Annotated in this window: 15 protein-coding genes and 3 pseudogenes; 4 read left to right on the top strand and 14 right to left on the bottom strand. The window is 65.5% G+C overall.

Annotation, left to right across the window (positions count from 1 at the left end; all coding sequences use genetic code 11):
• A partial coding sequence (locus MTX34_RS24455; RefSeq protein ID WP_206511185.1) for a hypothetical protein occupies positions 1-249 on the bottom strand: 249 nt, incomplete at its 3' end.
• A 12-nt stretch (positions 250-261) separates the two neighbouring features.
• Between MTX34_RS24455 and MTX34_RS25870 the strand changes: the two genes are divergently transcribed.
• On the top strand, positions 262-387 hold the full coding sequence (locus MTX34_RS25870) for a hypothetical protein (protein ID WP_268987753.1): 126 nt from the start codon (positions 262-264) through the stop codon (positions 385-387).
• 166 nt (positions 388-553) lie between these two features.
• On the opposite strand, the pseudogene MTX34_RS24450 reads toward MTX34_RS25870, so the two are convergent.
• The 3 genes and pseudogenes from MTX34_RS24450 to MTX34_RS26195 all read right to left on the bottom strand — a co-directional run.
• A pseudogene (locus MTX34_RS24450) lies at positions 554-1,111 on the bottom strand (cytochrome c oxidase assembly protein); the annotation flags it as partial.
• Between the two features lie 413 nt (positions 1,112-1,524).
• Entirely contained in the window at positions 1,525-2,256 is a 732-nt protein-coding gene (locus MTX34_RS24445) for a DUF5134 domain-containing protein (RefSeq protein WP_008720441.1), read from the bottom strand.
• A 104-nt stretch (positions 2,257-2,360) separates the two neighbouring features.
• Positions 2,361-3,793, bottom strand: a pseudogene (locus MTX34_RS26195) (PepSY-associated TM helix domain-containing protein); the annotation flags it as partial.
• 509 nt (positions 3,794-4,302) lie between these two features.
• On the opposite strand from MTX34_RS26195, the gene MTX34_RS24430 reads away from it, so the two are divergent.
• The gene (locus MTX34_RS24430; protein ID WP_008720452.1) at positions 4,303-5,469 is read left to right on the top strand and encodes a site-specific integrase; all 1,167 of its coding nucleotides are present in this window, start codon (positions 4,303-4,305) and stop codon (positions 5,467-5,469) included.
• Between the two features lie 158 nt (positions 5,470-5,627).
• Here MTX34_RS24430 and MTX34_RS24425 read toward each other — a convergent pair whose 3' ends face one another.
• Positions 5,628-6,005, bottom strand: a complete 378-nt coding sequence (locus MTX34_RS24425) for a hypothetical protein (RefSeq protein ID WP_230593320.1) — start codon at positions 6,003-6,005, stop codon at positions 5,628-5,630.
• Between the two features lie 12 nt (positions 6,006-6,017).
• On the opposite strand from MTX34_RS24425, the gene MTX34_RS24420 reads away from it, so the two are divergent.
• Both MTX34_RS24420 and MTX34_RS24415 read left to right on the top strand, forming a co-directional pair.
• Positions 6,018-6,542 (top strand): hypothetical protein, encoded by a 525-nt coding sequence (locus tag MTX34_RS24420; RefSeq protein ID WP_230593321.1) that lies wholly within the window; start codon positions 6,018-6,020, stop codon positions 6,540-6,542.
• Positions 6,543-6,818: 276 nt separating this feature from the next.
• Positions 6,819-7,167 (top strand): annotated as a pseudogene (locus tag MTX34_RS24415) (divalent metal cation transporter).
• Between the two features lie 428 nt (positions 7,168-7,595).
• Here MTX34_RS24415 and MTX34_RS24410 read toward each other — a convergent pair.
• The 9 genes from MTX34_RS24410 to MTX34_RS24370 all read right to left on the bottom strand — a co-directional run bounded on the left by MTX34_RS24410 (position 7,596) and on the right by MTX34_RS24370 (position 18,427).
• Complete coding sequence (locus MTX34_RS24410) at positions 7,596-8,642, bottom strand: ABC transporter ATP-binding protein (RefSeq protein ID WP_008720455.1); 1,047 nt, start codon at positions 8,640-8,642, stop codon at positions 7,596-7,598.
• Entirely contained in the window at positions 8,639-10,153 is a 1,515-nt protein-coding gene (locus MTX34_RS24405) for an iron ABC transporter permease (RefSeq protein ID WP_080733225.1), read from the bottom strand. The genes MTX34_RS24410 and MTX34_RS24405 overlap by 4 nt, the downstream gene beginning before the upstream one ends.
• A 71-nt stretch (positions 10,154-10,224) precedes the next feature.
• Positions 10,225-11,253 (bottom strand): iron ABC transporter substrate-binding protein, encoded by a 1,029-nt coding sequence (locus MTX34_RS24400; RefSeq protein ID WP_008720459.1) that lies wholly within the window; start codon positions 11,251-11,253, stop codon positions 10,225-10,227.
• Positions 11,250-13,823, bottom strand: a complete 2,574-nt coding sequence (locus tag MTX34_RS24395) for an AMP-binding protein (RefSeq protein WP_080733224.1) — start codon at positions 13,821-13,823, stop codon at positions 11,250-11,252. Before MTX34_RS24395 ends, MTX34_RS24400 begins: the two co-directional genes overlap by 4 nt.
• Positions 13,824-14,198: 375 nt before the next feature.
• Positions 14,199-14,801 (bottom strand): cadmium resistance transporter, encoded by a 603-nt coding sequence (locus MTX34_RS24390; protein ID WP_008720461.1) that lies wholly within the window; start codon positions 14,799-14,801, stop codon positions 14,199-14,201.
• Positions 14,802-14,895: 94 nt separating this feature from the next.
• Positions 14,896-15,441 (bottom strand): signal peptidase II, encoded by a 546-nt coding sequence (locus MTX34_RS24385; RefSeq protein WP_008720462.1) that lies wholly within the window; start codon positions 15,439-15,441, stop codon positions 14,896-14,898.
• Complete coding sequence (locus MTX34_RS24380) at positions 15,438-17,393, bottom strand: cation-translocating P-type ATPase (protein ID WP_008720463.1); 1,956 nt, start codon at positions 17,391-17,393, stop codon at positions 15,438-15,440. The genes MTX34_RS24385 and MTX34_RS24380 overlap by 4 nt, the downstream gene beginning before the upstream one ends.
• Positions 17,390-17,770, bottom strand: a complete 381-nt coding sequence (locus MTX34_RS24375) for a helix-turn-helix transcriptional regulator (protein WP_008720464.1) — start codon at positions 17,768-17,770, stop codon at positions 17,390-17,392. The genes MTX34_RS24380 and MTX34_RS24375 overlap by 4 nt, the downstream gene beginning before the upstream one ends.
• Before the next feature lie 297 nt (positions 17,771-18,067).
• Positions 18,068-18,427 (bottom strand): MerR family transcriptional regulator, encoded by a 360-nt coding sequence (locus MTX34_RS24370; RefSeq protein ID WP_008720465.1) that lies wholly within the window; start codon positions 18,425-18,427, stop codon positions 18,068-18,070.
• Positions 18,428-18,599: the final 172 nt, after the last annotated feature.

Genomic DNA, 18,599 nt, shown 5'->3' with positions numbered 1-18,599 from the left:
CCCGAATCGGAGGCGGTCGTGCAGTCCGCCCCCGGTTTGGTCCTGTGCTCGCCCTGTCGGCTCGCTGCGCCACCGACGGTGAGCAGACCCCAGACCGAGCAGGACCCCGGGCGACACTCCTGATCCGCCGCCGTATACGGGCAGCAGCCCGCCGAAGGCGGTTCGGGGCTGAGCGACGAGCAACTGACCGATATCGCTGTCGCAGCGGGAGTTCCCGACACCGCCGGCGACTGCATCACCGGCGGCCACTACACCGACTGGGTGGCCGACTCCACCCAGTCGGTGCTCAAGACCATCAACGCCACTCCCACAGTCCTGCTCAACGGCGAACCGATCGCCCTGAGCACACCCGGTGCTCTCGACGCCGCGGTACGTGCCATCCCGTGAACGGCATGACCGACATCTCCTACACAACGGTATAGACCAGCATCTTTCGGGGCGGGATGGGGGAATGCGCATTGCAGGAAGCATAGGGCTGCGCGCATCACTGATCCTGGTGATCGAACGTTACGAGTTGCTCGTGGATCCCAGCTGCGTTCCTTCGTGCGGCCTGAACCCGGTGCAGTCCGGGGTCGATGCCGATGATGACCCAGTAGTAGAGGTACCCGGTGACGATGAAGTGGATATTCATCACCTCGTGTCCCCAGTGGTAGCGGACCAGCTCGTCGAACAGCGGGCTGAAATACACTGCATAGATGGAGAGGACGAACAACCCGACCGCGACGGCGGGGTTCGACAGCACTCGCATCAGTGGTGAATGGACCACCCACACGATCCATTCCCGCGGTCCCGGCATCCTGTCCTCCCGAGCTGGGGGCAGCGCCCGCAACGCGAGCGTGACCGGCCCGCCGAGCACGAGCAGGACCGGAACGAACATGTTGAGCGTCATGTGCGCACCCATATTGACGCTGAACATCGCCGAACCGTATGCAGCGAGACCTGAACTCGTCGCCACCAGCAACGCCAGGCACCCGGTCATCCAGGCGATGGTACGCCCGAGGGGCCACTGATCTCCGCGCCGTCGCAACCGCAGAACTGCCCACCCGTACAGCGCGATCAGGACGACTGCCGCGCCGCCGGTGACGAAGTCAAACCGCCAGAAGGTCGCGAACTGCTCGAGCGAGGGAGCGTCAGACGGTTCTCAGGCTCGATCGGCCAGCAGTGAGCAGGGTCGCGTATCCGTCGGGACCGACCCGGCCCACACGGCAGAAACGGGTACAGACTATCCCGTATACCAATGAGCCCATCGTGATCGCGGCGGCGAGTGAGACGGTGAAACGGAGCAGGACGTACAGAAGCGATGTGAAGGTGCCAGGGAACGAGTCACCGCTGGCTGCGTGTCGGGTGTCCCCCGAGCGGACGGTGACGACAACGACCAACGCGGCCGCGCATACGAGCGCGATCGCAAGGACGTAACGCACACACAGCGACTGGCGTGTGCGCGAAATATGGTGCGGTGAATCGGTTGTCACATAGCCTCGTTCGATGTCGCTGTACTGCAGTGGCGTCGGTCGATCATCGGTGTTACACGACGCCCATCATGATCGCCATTCCGGCTGCCATCGCCACCTCGCACGCCGCAGCGACACTCTGCGGCCGCGACGCCGGTAGCGCATCGACGGCGATATTACCTGCCTGCGATCCAGGCGAAGGATGTACAGGTGCGAGAGCAGTGCTCTGTTCGGCGACGAACAGACGGTAGAGCCACACGATCGCTGCGACAGCGAAGACGACTGTGAGCGTGAGTGATACCGCGGAGATCCATCCCGGTCCGCTCATCGCGGCCGTATGGTCAGGACTGCTCATGTCCATGTCGGGGGTGTGTGCGTGCGCGCCCATTCCGGACATGTCACCGTCGGCGGCGTCGGCGGTGTGATCGTGCGCGGCGGTGCCGGGAAGCCACCCGGCCATCACCGCGACCATCCACACCATCGCAGCCATCATGAACACGTGATAGCTGCCCATCGCAGGTCCGTGGGGGTGCTCGTCGACACCGGTCGTGCCCGGTGCCGTGCGTGCTGCGGAGATCGCGAACCACACCGTCGCCGCGGCAAAGAACACTCCCTGCGGTAACAGCGGGACGCCGAGCCCCCACGGCCACGCCATCGCAATCATGGCCGCGCACATCACGAGGTGGAACCCGTGGTCGATCCGTACGTTCCACTGCGCGGCGCGGATGATGCGGTACACGCAGTATCCGGCCGCGAACACGAACAGTGCTGTGGTGATCCACCGCAGCGAACTATCAGCGATCACGACGCGTCCTGCCGATTGTGTGCATCGATACCCGGTGCTCGATCCGCGTCGGCTCGTTCTTCCCGCGACGGCAGCGACGCGGATTCGAGTGTGGTTCCGCGCGATCGACGGTGGTGACGTAGTCCCAGAGCGACGTCGACGGCGACGAACACTGCCAGTGTTATTCCGAACAACGGCATGTACCAGCCCAGGATCACTGCGATCACTACCGCGGTTACCGCGGCCCACGGCGGCATCCGGCGCAGCGCCCCGCGTTTGGCAGGTGGTCCGAACCTGATTCCTCGTGCCCGGGTCGGGCACCGCAGCCACCACATCCGGTAGCCGCGAAGGATGACGGCGATCAGACCGATAGCGGTGAGCGCCAACAGGATCTGGTTGACGAGTCCGAACAGGATGCCCATGTGGGCGTCGATGGTCCAGTTGGTCATCTTGGCCATGAGCGGCCAGTTCGCGAACTCGACCTTGTCGATCACCTGGCCCGACGCGGCATCGACGGCTACCGAATCGTAGCGTGTGGGCCAATCACGTTTGGCCTCTTGCACTTTCCATGCCTGTCCCTCTTCGGCGGGAGGAACGAGCTTCATCGGTGCCTGCAGGCCCGCGCCCTGGGCGGCGGCCTCGACACCGTCGATTCCGCGCCTTCACCGATCACGGTGTCGGTGACCGGCGCACCGTCTCCCCCGTGGTGATCACCGCCTGCATTCTCGCCCGTTCCGGCAGGATGAGTCTCGACCGACGGTGTCGTTCACGACAGCGCCGTACGTACGTCCCCGATGGTCTCTCCGGCATACCGTGACCACGTCAAACCGGTGACCGAGAGAGGCAGGAGAGCGGCGATGATCCACACCCCGACCGTGCCGTGCCACGACAACGCGCGGGCGCGGCCCCTCTTCCTCGGCTCCGGCACCAGAGCAGCTCTGGCGGCTTCGGAGGCACTGGACGAGCGTTGGCGGACCCGGGCGTCCACAACACGAGCCCGCCGAGTGCGACCACCCACAGCCAACTGGCGGCCAACTCACTGTAGTTACGGCCCAGATCGCCGAGGTGGAGGTTGCGGTGCAGTTCGTCGATCCACGCGCGCACCGGGAGCCACTCACCGAACGTGGTCAGTTCTCCGCGGACCTGCGCGGTGTAAGGGTCGACGAACACGGTCCGCCCGTACCCCTCGGGAACGTCGTCGACCGCCAGCACGACACGGGTGGGTGCTCTCGGCGTCGATGGGGGGCCGGACCTCGGTGATCGAGCCTTCTGGGTGGGCGGCCCGGGCCGCGGCGACCTGCTCACTGAGCGGCAGCTGCTGATCGCCGACCTGATCGACTGTCAGTTCGTGGCGATGAACGTAGTCCGACAACTGCGGGCTGATGGTGTACAGCAGGCCGGTCACGGCCGCGATCAGCAGAAACGGTCCGACCAGGATGCCGGCATAAAAGTGCAACCGCAGCACGAACGGCCTGATCTGTGGCCACAACGGGATCTTCGTCACCGAAGGCGGGGTGTCACCGGGCGCAGGCGGTCGATCGATTTCACTGGTGGACATCTGCGTGTTTCGGTTCCTTCTCCTCGGGCTGCACTGGGCGCTCAGCCGGTCCTACTCGTGCAGTAGTCGGGCCAGCGGTCCCGGAAGTTCCCGATAATTCCGAGCCGCGTACTCGAGAACTATTCGGGTGTCACGCCCCGACTAGGTCCTCGTAGGGCTGCGACCCCGCCACGAGCTGCCGGTGTAGGTGTCAAAGTGAAGGAGATTCGACGGGTTTCCCGTCCAAAGAGCTACTGCTCAGTGGAACGACCTGATCTCGTGGCCGGACAAGTCCTCGACGGCTACGCTTGCGACCCGTCCCAGGGATACTCAACTGTCGAGCAATTCGAACAGACCGGTGCGGCCGTGTACGGAGCAAACTTCTGCTCCTCAACCGACGCTCAGAGCACCGAGAAGTGGTACTGCAGGCCGTCGTACGCCCATTTTCCCGCACCATCCCCGGCGAAACACCAGGTGAGCGTGTTTTGAAATCAAAAAGCCTGTCGGAGGTGCGCACTACAGTTCTTGCCATGGCAGAACGGCAGCTCGGTGAGGTCCTGGACGCAGATTCAGTTGCCCTGGTGAGTGGTGCGGTGGTGTTTCCGGACCTGTCGGCCGAGGTGGCTGCGCGTATCGAACGGTCGATGGCGTCGGCGCGGTCTGCCGCAACCCGCCGCGCCTACGATTCGGCGTGGCGGCGATTCGAGACCTGGTGCACTGCCGCCGGGCACATCTCGTTGCCGGCGCACCCTGCGACCGTGGCTGCGTATCTCGTTGACGCGGCGGACTCGCTGACCGTCGACGGAGTCCGGGCGTATGCACCGTCGACCTTCGGCAAATGGGTCGCTGCGATCACCGACCGTCACCGCGGGCTCGGCCACGACACCCCGTGTGGCCACGAGATGGTGCGCGCCACCCTCGCCGGTATCCGCCGAGACTACGCCGCCGCGGGGGAGCGCCCCCGCAATCCCCGCGCCCCACTCCTGACGTCCGATATCACTGCCATCGTTGACGTAGCACGTGCCGGTGTCACCGGCTGGGCCAGTGAAGTGCTCGAACGCCGCGACACCGCACTACTGCTGATGGGGTACTCCGGGGCATTTCGGCGCAGCGAACTCGTGGACCTCGAATGTCGTGATGTGCGCCGCGATCGCCTCGACGGTGCGCATGTCCGCCTGCGGCACTCGAAGACCGACCAGGACGGAACCGGAACGGTGAAGGCGCTGCCGTTCACCGACCGGCACGAATCATGCCCGGTCTGCGCGTGGGTTCGCTGGCTGCAGATCGTTGCTGCATTCGATACCGGTGGCAGAACCGCGATCATTCGTTTGCTTTCCCGCGCAGCGAAGTTCGACTCCCATCTCTGCCACAGCACCCTGCCCACCGCTGACACGCGGTCGGCGCTGTTCCGGTCGATCCGCAAGAACGGCAACCTATCCCAGACCGCACTGTCGGGTGCGGCAGTGCACGCCGCGATCCGCCGCCGCGCCGGCCGCGCCGGCTACGACGCAGACCTTCTCGCCCAGCTGGGCGGACATTCACTGCGTGCCGGATTCGTCACTCAAGCGTTCCGTAACGGTGCCGACGCACACGCGATCATGCGACAGACCGGACACAGAAGCCCGGGAATGGTCGAAATCTATGCCCGCGAGAACGCGCCTCTGGTCGGCAACGCCGTGAACGATCTCGGCTTGTGACCCTCATGCACGGCACCGACACCTCGACGAGCGGCGACAACACCGACCTTGTCCGAACAACTCCAGTATCGAACGACACTGTCCCGGAACGGGGTCGACACACGTGGTCGCTGTTCGCGGACTGGTGCACCGCTCATGATCAGTCGGCGTTGCCGGTCTCACCGGAGTTGTTCGTTCGGTTCCTCCGAGCCAACCCTGCCGCGCCGGCAACGCAACGTCGTCGCATCGCCGTCATCGACGCTGTTCATCGAGACCGCGCCCTGCCCCCGCCGGGTCGCGGTCAGAGCGTGCGAGCGGCTCTGGACGCGCTGCGTGCAGCGCGTTTGCGCGACACCGCAACTCGGATCGGCGGCATCGTCACGCGCCTCCCCGGAACAGGGTGGCCGGCGGCGTTGTTCGCTCGCCGAGATGCACTGGTCCTCACTCTTGCCGCGGCCGGGCTGCCATACACCGAGATCGCGGCACTGCGAATAAGAGATGTCGCCGTCGAACCCGAATTCGATGCCCTCACAATCGAAACGGGCACCGGTGTACATGCCGTCACTTCGTTGGAGCTCGTGAGGGCGGGCGCATCACCGAGAAAGGTGTACAGGCGCTGGTACGAGGTCCTGGCCCACGGCGAGCGGCACCCCAGCACACGCATGCTCGCCGACGCCATCGAGCACGTCGACGGAACCGAACTCGCCGACTCCGTTACTCATCTCGACCCAGGCAGCGAACGGCCGTTGTTGACCACGATCGACCGGTGGGGCCATACCCCGCTGGTCGCAACCCCTCTCACCTCCCGGGGAATAGCCGATATCGTTCGAGCACACCTCGGGGGACGCGCTCCCACGCACATACCGCCCCCCGTCCGAGAGACGAACCCAAAGCGTGTCTTTACGCTCGAGCCTGCATCGGCGGTCTCGCTCGACCCTGGTTACTACGAACGCGGCACACTCGCACGAAGGCACTCCCACGCGCTCCTCGACGACGTCGATTCGGTTCTTGCCGATGTCGAAAACCGCGCAGACCGACTGCTCAGGGAACTTCTCGAGTTCTTAGATGCGGAAATGCCGGAGTGCGAGCAATAGTCTTCAGCGCGCGACGATCCCAGGTGTCACCCCGCAGGAGCGACCCCTGTTGTGAGTGAGTCAGCGAACATTGCACCGAACGACGACCGGGTCTGTGTCGAAAGTTCGCACGCGGGCTTCACGGTCTCTTGGTACGGGGTGGTCGTGTCGCTGGACCTCGTCTCGCGGTGCGCTTCCGATCCACTGCATCGATGTCTGCGTTGATGGTTCGGCGACGTTTCCTGAGGGTCAGTGCCGACAGCGGCAAGCGCGGTGAGAAGTACCAACACGAAGGGGATGTCGAGACTGGTCAGTGCGTCGATGGTCACGATCGCTCCTGCAGCGACACACACGAAAAGCAGGCGTGCACCGTCCACGCAAGCGCATCCCGATCGTGTGCGGCGGCTGGTTCCGGCACTGGCGATCCTCGCCGCTGGGGTTGACCCCAGTCGCGCTCTCGTCGTCTCGCAGGTCGTGTTGTCCTTCGGTATTCCGATCGCGCTGATTCCGTTGGTGCGGTTCACCTCTGACCGCATGTTGATGGGCAGCGATGTCAAATTACCGGATCACTCGATATGCAGCCCGGTTCATCGCGGGAATCGTCGTCGCACTCAGCATTGCACTGATCCATCTAACCGTCGTCTGATTGTGCGCGGGTGAACGTCTCCTGCTTGCCTCTGTGTTCCAGGACCGATTACCGCTCGCGATGGTGGTGGTGTGCGTGGGAAATCGGAATCAGTGGGTTCTTCCGCCGCTCAGGGGGAGTCCGTCCTCGAAAGAAAGAAGACTTAGTGCGGGCCACCAGATTTGCAAGCAACGCAATCGATGCCCCCAGTTTGGATGACGACGAAGCCGCCCACCACCTTCAAGACATCAACCCGCGTGCGGATCGTAGACGGCGGTGACAGTCGATGCCGGCCGGCCCGTTCCATGCTTGGGGTCGAGACGTGATTGCCTCCGGGGCGTTGCCTCAGTCTGGATGGTGCAAGTCTGCCCACTAACTACGCACATTGTTCGGCATCGATCGCATGATCGAGCAGGACGCGAGAGGCTGCCTCACACTGAGTAGCTCTCTCACAGGTCGTACACTACGGCGTCGCCGATGACGCGGATGGCGACCCTGTCGCCGGGCGTCAGAGCCGTGGCGCCGAAGCGGCGCACGGTGACCCGCTGGGCCATAGCGGTGTCCGCGGTGTCGAGGCGGATCCCGAGCAGCATCTCCGACCCGAAGTACTCCACGTCGACGACGGCCCCCGATGCACCCGCGCCGTCGGTGGTCACCTCGATTTGCTCCGGCCGCAACATGATTCGGGCTGCACCTTCGATGGCGTTCGGGGAAGGGGCGACGGCGACGTCGCCGAGGGCGCAGCGGGCACGGCCGTTCTCGATGTGGGCCGTCAAGATCACGGCGTCACCGATGAATTCCGCGGTGGTGACGTCCACAGGGCGGGAATAGATTTCACGAGGTGTACCGATCTGTGCGAGCCTGCCCGAGCTCATCACCGCAACCCGGTCGGCGAACGACAGGGCCTCGGGTTGATCGTGGGTGACGAGGATGGTGGTGATCCCAGCCTTGGCGAGGACGTCGGCGACGATCCGTCGAGTGTTCGCCCGCAAGCCGGCATCGAGTGCCGAGAACGGTTCGTCGAGCAGCATCAATTCAGGTTCACGCGCCAGCGCCCGCGCGAGCGCGACCCGTTGCTGCTGGCCGCCGGAGAGCTGGTCGGGTCGACGTGAGGCGTAGGACGAATCCAGCGACACCATCTCGAGCAGTTCGGTGATCTTCGAGACGGTGCGGGCACGGCGTGGCAGGCCGAACCCGATGTTCGCGCCGACCGTGGCGTGTGGGAACAGTGCCCCGTCCTGGGCGACGTACCCCACCGACCTTCGGTGCGCAGGCGTCCAGCCGGATCCCGCGACGACCTTCCCGGTCAGTGCGACAGTGCCTGCGTCGGGTTTGTCGAAACCCGCGATCAGACGCAGCAGCGTCGTCTTACCGCAACCGGACGGTCCGACGATGGCTGTGGTCGACCCGGCATCGACAGCGAACTCAACACGACGTAGCACCGTCACAGGACCGAACGACTTGTCCAGCCCATCCACCTCCACCGCGTATGTCATAGTCCTGCCGCCTTTTTCGACTGGGAGAAGAGAACGTAGGTCATGGGCAGAGACAGCACGATCATGATCAACGCGTACGGAGCAGCCCCCGAGTAGTCGATCTCGCTGCTCAGCGACCAGAACTGCATCGACAGAGTGCGGGTTCCGGTCGGTGCCAGCAGCAATGTCGCGGTCAACTCGTTCACGATCCCCAAGAACACCAACGCACCGCCCGCTGCGGTGGCCGGCGCAGCCAATCTGAGAGTCACCCGAAAGAAACTCGACAGCGGTGACAGACCCAGCGACCGAGCCGCCTCGTCCAACCCGACGGGCGCCTGCGCGAGCCCCGCCCGCAGGTTGACCAATGCGCGTGGCAGGAAGAGCAATGCGTAGGCCGCGATCACGACGACAACTGTTTGATACAGCGGATTTGCGTACCGAATGGCGACGGTGACGAACGCCAACGCAACCACGATGCCGGGCAACGAACTCGAGATGTAGGTACCGCCCTCGAGGACACGGCTGAACCGTCCGCGGTGGCGAATCGAGATCCACGCGACCGGGAACGCGAGTGCACACGTCATGACCGCACCGGCAATTCCGAACCCGAGCGTCTGCAGCAGCGCGGACGAGATTTCGTCCCACTCCCACACCGCGCTGCCGCCGACGACAAGCCACCGCAGAACACTGGCGATCGGGACTCCGAGAGACAGTGCGATCAACATCCCCAGGAAGACGAGCGCGATCGGCGAATACTGCCAACCGAGTTCTGCAGGCACGGCCGGGCGGGCTGCACCCGAGCCGATGCGGGCATACCTGGCACTGCCACGCACAACCGCTTCGATCACCAACAATGTGAGGCACAGCAATACCAGCACCCCGGCGAGCATGGTCGCCGCCGCTCCGTTGAACGTCGATTGATACTGCTCGAAAATCGCTGTAGTGAATGTGTCGAAGCGGATGAAGACGAAGGCACCGTATTCGGCGAGTAGGTGCAACGCGACCAGAAGCGCGCCGCCGGCGATTGCCAGCCGCAGCTGCGGCACCACGACGCGAAAGAACACTGCCCACGGTCCGATTCCGAGTCCTCGCGCCGATTCCTCGACCGCGGGGTCGAGCCTGCGTAGCGTCGCGGCCACGGGAATGTAGACGAGAGGAAAATACGAGAGCGTTGCGATCAGAACGCCGCCGCGCAGCCCGCCGAGGGAAGGGATCGCCGTCACCCACGAGTAGCCGTTCACGAACGCCGGGACAGCCAGCGGCGCGGCAAGCAATACCGCCCACACCTTCGCTCCGAATACTCGTGTGCGCTCGACCAACCAAGCAGCCGCGACGCCGATTGCGACACAGATGGGCACCGTGATCACTACCAACATCACGGTGTTGGCCAACAATTCGCGGACCCGCGATCGGAACAGCAGCGCCGACGCGGTGGCCCAGCCGGTGTCCACGCTCTCCACGATCACGTACCCGAGCGGGATGAGCGAGATCGCCACGACAATCACTGCGGTGACAGCCAGAGGCAAGGGCATACGCGACCGGCCTGCTGGGCACCGCAGCGTGTGGGCCGGCCCCCGTTGTTCTCGACCGTTCGTCGTTGGAATCAGAGCAAACCGGCTTCGGTCATGAGCTCGGTGACCTTCGGGCTGTTGAGCTTCGCCGGGTCCACCTGCGGGGCCTGCAGTTCGGTCAAGGGGACCAGATCCGCGTTGGCCGCCACTTCGCTGCCCACCGAGTACTCGAACGACATCCCGTCCCGCAGAACTTCCTGACCCTTCGGTCCGGTGACGAACGCCAGGAACTGCTGCGCTGCATCCTGTTTCGCGCTGGACTGCAGGACGCCGCCGCCGGAGACGCTGACAAATGCGCCGGGGTCTTCGTTCTTGAAGTAGTGCAGGGCGACGTTACTGCTGTTCTCTCCGGTCTTGGCCTGATCGCCGAACCAGTAGTAGTGGTAGATCACGCCGCCCGGGATTTCTCCGGCGTTGACGGCTTTCATCACCGTGCCGTTACCGTTGTAGGCGCGGACGTTGTTCTTCATCCCCTCCAACCAGGTGCGTGTAGCGTCCTCGCCTTTCAACTCGAGCAGCGCACTGACGATGGCTTGGAAATCGGCTCCCGACGGCGATGCTGCCCAGCGGTCCTTCCAGGCGGGGTCCTGCAGGTCCAGGAGTGAGGCCGGGAGCTGATCGGGGGTCAGCATGTCCGTGTTGTAGGCGAACACGGTCGAGCGGGCGGCGATACCCGTCCACTTGCCGTTCGACGGGCGGTATTGGCTCGGAACCTGGGCCAGCACGGCCTGGTCGACGTCGGTGAACAGACCCGCGTTCTCGACGAGCGTCATCGCCGGAGAGTTCTCCGTGAGGAACACATCCGCTGGCGATCGGTCACCCTCCGCTACGAGTTGGTTGCCGAGTTCGGTATCGCTCCCTTGGCGCAGGTCGACCTCGATGCCGGTCTCCGAGGTGAACGCGTCGGCCCATTCTTTCGTCAGCGACTCGTGTTGGGCGTTGTAGACGGTGATCCGGTTGTCCCCGCCCGGGTCGGACTCAGCGCTCGAACACCCCGACACCGTCAACAGTGCCGCGGTCGCCAGTGCGAGGCCCGCCATCAGTTCGATCCGCTTGCTCATCGTCCGTCCTTCGCATTTACCGGACCACCTCCGGTCGTCCCCGCCGCCATGGTACTTAGAGGATTGGCAAACCTAATGCCCGGCCCTGTCCCGCTCCACGGTAGACGGGCGAGCACGAAGGTCGCGGCCTGCCAGTAGACAACCCCCACGACGATCGACAGGGCGAATGCTGTCCAGGGATGGTCGTCGCGCAGCGGTAGATAGACCTGAAAATGGGTCAGGTAGATGTAGAGTGACGCGCTTGCCAACACCCCCGCAACCCGGCCCACAACTGCGGGACATGGGACGGATGTGAGCCACACCAGCAGGCAAAGTCCGACAATCACGATGACTTCTCGCTGGATGTCGCCGAAGAAGAACCCGGGAATCGATAGCACGATTGCCGCGGTGACCCCCACTCGATGCCACACGGTCTGCGCCCGGGCGGCGGCCCAGCCGAGGGCGAACAACCAGAAGACAACCGCCGCGGTCAGAATGCGATTGCGGCTGTCGTCGATCTCGATCAATCCGTAACGGGTAACCAGGCCCAATGCCACCAACCCCATAGGAAACCAGAACGGGTGACTGCGTTCGAGACGTGCGACCGCCGGAACATAGAGCACAGCGGCGGCTACGAGGACGATGTACACAATCGCCTCGACGAACCAGTATCGCCATTCGACAGACCAACCGTCCGGGCCGAAGATTCCGTTGAGCAGCAATGCACTGGTGATGCGGTAGTCCCCGGTCAGAGCGATGATGGCCCCGATCCACACCATGCTGGGGATGGCGATCCGAGCGACGCTGCGCACAGCATTGCGTGCGCGGGCGGTGCGATCGACCGCGCCGAGGTGGAAGCGGGCGAAGTTGTAGCCGGCGATTCCGAGAAGCACGTGCGCCCCGCCGAGCACCGAAAACAGGTGTATGTGCGAGCCGGTGATCAGCACGATCGCAAGGGCGCGCAGCACAACGTTGGTCTCCACCCGTCGCCAGCCGCGGCGCAGGTGCGGTGCCTGAACGAAGTCCACGACTCGGGTGTTGTGCCAGTCCGCCGGGAGGTGACCGAGCAGCTCCTCCAGCCGAATGGACATCCGCACATACGACAAAGAGTCACCGCCCAAGCTCACGAACGTGCTGTCGTCGTCGACCCTTGCGTGATGCAGGACCTCGGCATACATCGCTTTGACATCGGTGGTCTCGGGCTTTGTCGTCGTCGAGGTGGGCTGAACAGGGCCGGGCTTGCCTGCGAATTCCGCGACCGCTCGCGCATCGGGTTTGCCGGTGGAGGTGCGCGGCAGCTCATCGACGACACACACCCGAACTGCTGTTGCGGGAAGGCCGCTGAACTGTGCTGTCAAGCGTCGCACGTCGGCGACGTCAGCGTTCTCCGCGACGACGACGAGTTCGTCCGTGCCGTCGGTGCAGCACACGGTCAATCCCAGGTGTGCGAGCGCGGACTCGACGCGGTGCAGATCGATACGTAGACCGAACACTTTCGCGAAACGGCTGCGTCGGCCGACCACTTCGTACAGTCCATCGGCCGTTCGCCGGGCCAGGTCGCCTGTTCGCAGCTCGCCGGCGAGCGTGTCACCCAGGCGCAAGTCGCCGGGGTCGTGTGCGTAGCCGAGCATGACGTTCGGCCCCGAATAGACGAGCTCACCCGTCCCGTCCGGGGCATCCGCGACCGGATCGAGCCGAAAGGACCCGTCGGGAATCGGCCGTCCGATGGAATGCGGATGAGCGGCGGCAAGATCCGGTGGCAGATACGCCATTCGGGCGGTCGCCTCCGTTTGCCCGTACATGACGAACAAGTCCCATCCCTGGCGTCGGCCCAGCTCGGCATACGTGCGGACGCGATCGGGCGACAGCTTTCCGCCGGCCTGCGTGACGTACCGCAGGTCGTGAAGATTCAGCTGTTCGAACCCGATACGGTCGAGCAGATCGAAGGTGTACGGCACACCCGCGAAGGTGGAGGCGCGGTGGGTGCGCGCAAGGTCCCACAGTCGAGTATCTGTGACCGAAGAGTTGGTCAGAATCAAGGCGGCACCGCGCAGGAGGTGGCTGTGGACGACCGAAAGCCCATAGCAGTAGTGCATGGGTAGCGTGGTCACGGCACGGTCGGTGGGGCGGATGCCCAGGTATTCGGCAATCGACTCGGCGTTGGCCTGCACGTTGTCGTGCGAGAGACGGACGAGTTTGGGTGATCCGGTCGAACCCGAGGTGCTCAGCAGCAACGCGAGATCAGGGTGCAGCTCATGTCTGGATTGTCGATCGAGTTCTTCGACGACTGTGTTGCCGTCGAGGGTGCGCACCACCACATCGGGCCGATATGTGTCGATGAGCCCGTCGAGATGGTCGGGATTGTCGTCCGAGGCCAGCAGTACGGGGTGTCCTGCACGCAGCGCCGCGAGGTAGGTGACGACGACCTCGACCTTGTTGGTGCCGGCGATCAGTACCAGACGACGGCCACGTCCAAGTCTGGCCGCCTGCCGGTCGATGCGCTCGTCCAGGTCGCGGTAGGTGATCGTCTCGTTCACCGATATCAGACCCGGTGCGTCACCGAATCTGCCCAAATCGTGCGCTAAGCGCACACTGGGGCGTTTCGGGCGGTTGAAGTCTCTGGGCACCGAGCGAGTCTATAAGGGCTGCCGAACCTAACCTTCCGGCGACGAATACGACTCCGCGCCCGCGCGGACGAGCGTGGCTCGTCTGTCCACACACCGCTCGGACACAGATGATCGGGGTCAGCGACGCCTACTCGGCGGTCGATTCGGCAAGTCCGGTCCGATTGTCGCACCGTGGTCGATCTGATGATCGCCGACGGATCGACCGAGTATCGATGCGCCGCCCTTTGCTCACCCTCACGCTTCGATCGATGGCATGGAGGTGACGCCACCGGGCGGTGGCGGGAACCGATCTGAGTCGGGCCGTAGCGGTTCCGCAGGCTGCGCGCGAGCGGGTGTCGGTCATGACGCGGCGGCGATCAGCCGGGCGAGAACTCCGGATTCGAGGAGGATGAAGAGACCCAAGCCGATGAACACCGCTGGGACGAGCCAGTGCTCGACCCGTTCGAGAGTGTCGACGACCTTCCTGCGAGTGCCCAGCAGCCTGCCGGCGTAGCACCAGATCCCGACGCAGATCAGGAACACGGCGATGGTGACTGCGGTCTGTGGTGGACCGAGCGTCCGAAAGACCGGGGTGTAGACGGCGATGTTGTCGGCACCGTTGGCGATGGTGATGGCAGCAACGCCTGCCATTCCGGTGGCAGCGACCGGGGGTTCGTCCTCGTCGTCGCTGCGCAGCCAGCGGATCAGCGTCCAGAGCCCCAGCGACAGGGGCAGCACACCGAGTAGCCCGACCCATTCTTGCGGCACGATCACCAGTCCCAGAGCGGCGACGACGCTGGTCGCGACGAGGGTGATCAGGCCGAGGTACTGGCCGGTGACGATCTGCCACGCCCGCGGCCTACCCTGGCTGGCGGAGGCGACGAACAGCACCGTCAGCACGACGATGTCGTCGATGTTGGTGCCGGCGAACATCGCCACTGCCGCGGCGATGGTGGTGATCACTGCCGCACCGGGCGTCGGTGAGGATGTAACCGGACGCCCCCGGTGCCGCACGCGACCGTCATGGAGGTCGATCGGATTCGAGGTCGGGGAGCAGTCATACGGATCGTTGCTCCGTGCCCGTGGGATCGACGCGGGTTCGGCCCTCCCGGAGCGACGCGAGGACGACCAGGACTACGCCGCATGTGAGGTAGGTGTCGGCGAGGTTGAAGGTGGGCCACCATCCGGTGTGGAAGTAGTCCGTCACGCGGCCGTCGGCAGCGCGGTCGATGACGTTGGCGGCCGCTCCGGCGACGACCGCCGACAGCCCCACCGTCCCGGTCAGTGAGCCGACGGGGACGGTGCGCCACGCGTACACGGCGATGGCGAGAGTGATGATGGCGGTGACCGCGATGATGACCCCTGGCGGCAGCCCGTTCCCGACGCTGAAGGCGACACCGCTGTTGTAGGCAAGCCTGAGTTGCAGCAACCCCAGTTCGATGACGCGGCCGTCGGAGAGTGCGCGGCGGGCGACGGGGTCGGCCGCGAGTGCCGCCGCGACGAGGACGGCGACGACGATCGCCAGGGTCCACCGGGATCGAGTCGCCGAGCGTCCCCCGGTCGAGACACCCGGCATCGGGCCCGAAGTGGGGTCTGGGCTCATGTCCAGGCCTCGGCTGCTGCCGGGGCAGGTGCGGGCACCGCTGCGGCGGACAGGGGGTGGGTGCGGCCGGCGCGGACTCCGTTGGCGATGACCACGATCTCGGCGAGTTCGTGCACCAGCACCACCGCGGCCAGGCCGAGGATTCCGAACAGGGCGAGCGGCATCAGCACGGTGATGATCGCCAGCGACAGCCCGACGTTCTGCAGCATGATGCGTCGGGATCGGCGCGCGTGGGCCAGGGCGTGCGGCAGGTGCCGCAGGTCCTCACCCATCAGGGCGACGTCGGCGGTCTCGATGGCCACGTCGGTGCCCATGGCGCCCATGGCGATACCGAGGTCGGCGGTGGCCAGTGCGGGGGCGTCGTTGACGCCGTCGCCGACCATCGCGGTCGACCGGCGGCCCTTCAGGTCGCCGATGATGCGTGCTTTGTCCTCCGGTCGCAGATCCGCGTGGACCTCCTCGATGCCGACGTCGGCGGCCAGTGCGCGGGCGGTGCGTTCGTTGTCCCCGGTGAGCATCGCGACGTGGTACCCGTCGCGGCGGAGACCGGCGACGACTTCCGCGGCTTCGGGTCGCAGTTCGTCGCGGACCGCTATCGCGCCGAGGGTGCGGCCGTCCTGTTCGACGAGGACGGCGGTGGCTCCGGCGTGCTGCATCCGTTCCACGTCCGCGGCCAGCGGGCCGGGGTCGATCCACCCTGGTCGGCCGAGGCGGACGTCGTCGCCGCAGAGGCGGCCGGTGAGGCCGGCTCCGGTGACTGCGACGACGTCGTCGGCGGGTGTGTGGTCGTCGACGGCGGCGAGGATCGCCGCGGCCAGGGGGTGCTCGCTGCGCACTTCCAGCGCTGCGGCCACGGCGAGGACCTGTTCGCGGGTCGCACCGTCCGCGGTGGCGACGTCGATGACGACCGGCTTGTTGCGGGTCAGGGTGCCGGTCTTGTCGAGCGCGATCACGCGGATGCGGCCCAGCGCCTCAAGAGCTGAGCCTCCCTTGACCAGGACGCCGAGTTTGCTGGCGGCGCCGATCGCCGCGACGACGGTGACCGGGACGGCGATGGCCAGTGCGCACGGTGAGGCGGCGACGAGGACGACCAGTGCGCGTTCGATCCATACCCGTGGTTCGCCGAGCAGGCTGCCCACGGCGGCGATGAGGGCGGCGGCGACCATGATTGCCGGCACCAGGGGCCTGGCGATCGTGTCGGCCAACCGCTGAGCCTCACCCTTGCGGGACTGCTCGGCCTCGACGATCCGGACGATCTTGGCCAGCGAGTTGTCCTCGGCACGTGCGGAGACCTCCACCTCGAGAACGCCGGTTCCGTTGATCGCCCCGGCATACACGTCGTCGCCGGGCCCGGCCTCGACGGGCACCGATTCGCCGGTGATCGCCGAGGTGTCGAGCGCGGTGGTGCCGCGGCGGATGGTGCCGTCGGTGGCGATGCGCTCGCCGGGCTTGACGATCATCATCTCCCCGAGCATCAACTCGGTCGGCGACACCGCCTGCTCGAGGCCGTCTCGTCGGACTGTGGCGGTGTCGGGAACCAGGGACAACAGTGCCCGTAGACCTCGCCGTGTGCGGGCGACCGCGTACTCCTCGAGGCCCTCGCTGATCGCGAACAAGAACGCGAGCATCGCGGCCTCGCCGACCTCACCAAGGATCACGGCACCGACCGCCGCGATGGTCATCAGGGTGCCGACACCGATCTTGCCGCGCGCGAGCCGCCGAAGGGTCGACGGGACGAAGGTGTAGCCGGCGACGATCAACGCGAGTGATTCGAGCACCAGGGTCAGCCGATCAGGGCCGCCGATCCAGTCAATGATCAGCCCTGCCGCCAGCAGTGCACCGGCCACCGCGGCAGCTCGGATCTCGGTGATCTGCCACAGCTTGTCGGGTTCGTGCTCCTCGTCGCCGTCCAGGCGGGGTTCGTCGTGGCCGCAGCCGCATGCGTCGCTCATCCGGTCACCGCCGACCCGGCGGGCGCGGTGCCGTAAACCGGGCAGAGTGCCACCGCGTTCCCCGTGACGGCGAGGAGGGTCTCGGCCGAAGCGAGCAGGTCCAACAGTTCCGGCCGGACGAGGGAGTAGAACACCTGCCGGCCCTGGGGGCGACCGACGACCAATCCGCAGTCCCGCAGGCACGCCATGTGCGCCGATACCGTCGACTGTGCCAGCCCCAGCTCGCTCACCAGGTCCGCTACACGCACCTCCCTGCTGGCGAGACGGCGAACGATAGCCAACCGTGTCGCATCGGAAAGGCTGTGGAACAACGACACTGCCGCATCGAAAGTCGACGTGGAACCGCCGGGCAGGCGGCCATCCTTATTGATCGTCATGCAACGATGATAGCATCTAAGCCCGGTATGATCGCTATGCGTGAATGCTCGGCCCCGGTCTCGTCGGCACGAGTCCGATCCTCGTCGTGCCGTACTGAGACAGGACGACGGCACGACGAAGAACACCTCCGTGGTGTGGGACCCGGTCACCGGACCTGCGGACGCACGCGACAAACCGCAGTTGCTCCGTACGGCGCGGTCGAGATCGCCGACTTCCCGATCGCGGTGGCACCTGCTACGAAGGCGCTTTCGATTCCCTACTCGCCGAATCCGTCCGAGACGGCGAGGAGGCCGAGGTCAACCAGCTGCATTGCGGGTCGAACGGCGCGCCGACGCGTCGGGAGTGTCGTCGAGACGATCGAACGCACCGGTCATTGCGGCATGCAGCTCGGTGAGCTGCGCGATCGACTCCTCCTCCCGGGTGATGTGCTCGCGCAGTGTTGGCCGCAGCCCGGTCTTCACAGCGGCGCAGGAGTCGTTCTCCCATGCGCGCAGCATCGTCTTGATCTGTGGCAGCGTCAGTTTCGAGCTTTTCGCGGCGGTGATGAACGCCAACCGTTGCTGTGCTCGTTTGTCGTAGACGCGGTACCCGTTCGGGGCTCGGTCCGCCGGCAGCAGCCCCTCGCTTTCGTGGAAGCGCAGCGTCGTCGCCGGCACCCCGTCGCCGAGGAGAGTTACGAGATCAGATCAGCAGGGCTTCGGCAAGCCTGGTCTTCGTCCGTACGCAATCGTCAAAGACTGCGCTCGCCCTGTCGATTCGTTCTGTACGACGCCGCGCGAGAGGCTCGCCCGGCAAGCTTCCCCCGACTTTCGGGAAGTCGGGGGAAGT

This window comes from Rhodococcus sp. ARC_M5 (assembly GCF_022810405.1).
Taxonomy (GTDB): domain Bacteria; phylum Actinomycetota; class Actinomycetes; order Mycobacteriales; family Mycobacteriaceae; genus Rhodococcoides; species Rhodococcoides navarretei.
Note: the sequence above shows the minus strand (reverse complement) of the source record. Positions and strands in the feature narration are given on the sequence as shown.

Coding starts and splice junctions, on each gene's coding strand:
- MTX34_RS24425 (WP_230593320.1), bottom strand. CDS start 6,005: ATGTACACCGGTGCCCGTTTCGATTGTGAGGGCATCGAATTCGGGTTC.
- MTX34_RS24400 (WP_008720459.1), bottom strand. CDS start 11,253: ATGAGCAAGCGGATCGAACTGATGGCGGGCCTCGCACTGGCGACCGCG.
- MTX34_RS24385 (WP_008720462.1), bottom strand. CDS start 15,441: ATGAGCCCAGACCCCACTTCGGGCCCGATGCCGGGTGTCTCGACCGGG.
- MTX34_RS24430 (WP_008720452.1), top strand. CDS start 4,303: ATGGCAGAACGGCAGCTCGGTGAGGTCCTGGACGCAGATTCAGTTGCC.
- MTX34_RS24380 (WP_008720463.1), bottom strand. CDS start 17,393: ATGAGCGACGCATGCGGCTGCGGCCACGACGAACCCCGCCTGGACGGC.
- MTX34_RS24375 (WP_008720464.1), bottom strand. CDS start 17,770: ATGACGATCAATAAGGATGGCCGCCTGCCCGGCGGTTCCACGTCGACT.
- MTX34_RS24410 (WP_008720455.1), bottom strand. CDS start 8,642: ATGACATACGCGGTGGAGGTGGATGGGCTGGACAAGTCGTTCGGTCCT.
- MTX34_RS24405 (WP_080733225.1), bottom strand. CDS start 10,153: ATGCCCTTGCCTCTGGCTGTCACCGCAGTGATTGTCGTGGCGATCTCG.